At 69.9% G+C, this 1,019-nt stretch carries 2 pseudogenes; one reads left to right on the plus strand and one right to left on the minus strand.

Annotation, left to right across the window (positions count from 1 at the left end):
* A pseudogene (locus tag A9X05_RS32695) lies at positions 1–405 on the plus strand (hypothetical protein); the annotation flags it as partial.
* Here the strand turns inward: A9X05_RS32695 and A9X05_RS32700 are convergent.
* A pseudogene (locus tag A9X05_RS32700) lies at positions 357–1,010 on the minus strand (hypothetical protein); the annotation flags it as partial. The pseudogenes A9X05_RS32695 and A9X05_RS32700 overlap by 49 nt on opposite strands.
* Positions 1,011–1,019 lie beyond the last annotated feature (9 nt).

A 1,019-nucleotide genomic window follows, 5' to 3' on the forward strand; every position in this document is an offset into this window, starting at 1 on the left:
TTCGGTCTGGCCCTGCTGGAGGGGGCCGCCCTGGCGGTCGTCGCCGGGCTGGTGATCGTGGTCATCGCGGTGCTGGCGGCCATCGGCAACGCCGCGGCGGCGGTCGTGCTGGGTCTGCCGCTGGTGCTGGCCGTGATCGCGCTGTTGATGTACCTGTACACGGTGGTGTTGTTCGCGCCCGTGCTGATCGTGCTGGAGCGGCTCCCGGTCCTGGACTCCATCACCCGATCATTCGCTCTGGTACGCAACGGCTTCTGGCGGGTGCTGGGCATTCGGCTGTTATCACTGCTGGTGACGTCCGTCATCGCGGGGGCGGTCGCGGTGCCGTTCGAGATCGCCAGCAAGTTCTTCCTGGTCAGCACGGCGACCGCGGCTTTCATTGCCAGCACCGCGATGACCACGATCACCAGCCCGGCGACGACCGCCAGGGCGGCCCCCTCCAGCAGGGCCAGACCGAACAGGGGCAGCAGGCGCCCACGGATCCTGGCCCACGTCTCGCCGATGGTGATCGGCGAGCCGAACACCGCCCGCCCGACGATGACCGTGAGCATCCCGGACAACAGCATGCCGCCTAGCCAGGCGACCAGGACGCCGGCGCTCATCGACGTCAACCAGGCGCCGATGACCCCGGTGGTCAGTTCCTTCGCGTGGTCGGTGCTCAACCTGCCGTAGGCCGCCAGCGGCCCGTACACGGCGAGTTTCGTCACGATCTGAATGACCACCACCACGACGGTCGTCAGCCCCAGCGTGGCCTTCGGATTGGCGCGGACGTAACCGACCGCGCCGTTGAAGATGTCACCCAGGGTGAGTGGCCGCAACGGGATGATGCCGGGTTTGACCGCTGCCGGAACACGGGGGCCGGATTGCCACGCCGGCGGGCCGTACCCGGGCGGCGGGCCGTACCCGGGCGGCGGGCCGTACCCGGGCGGCGGGCCGTATCCCGGCGGCGGGCCTCGACGAAGCGGTCGGCCACCATGTCGATGGCGGTGTCTAGGTCCAGCGGCCGCCATTCGGTCGCC

Origin of the sequence: Mycobacterium sp. E3298 (genome assembly GCF_001666895.1) — a bacterium.
Taxonomy (GTDB): Bacteria; Actinomycetota; Actinomycetes; order Mycobacteriales; family Mycobacteriaceae; genus Mycobacterium.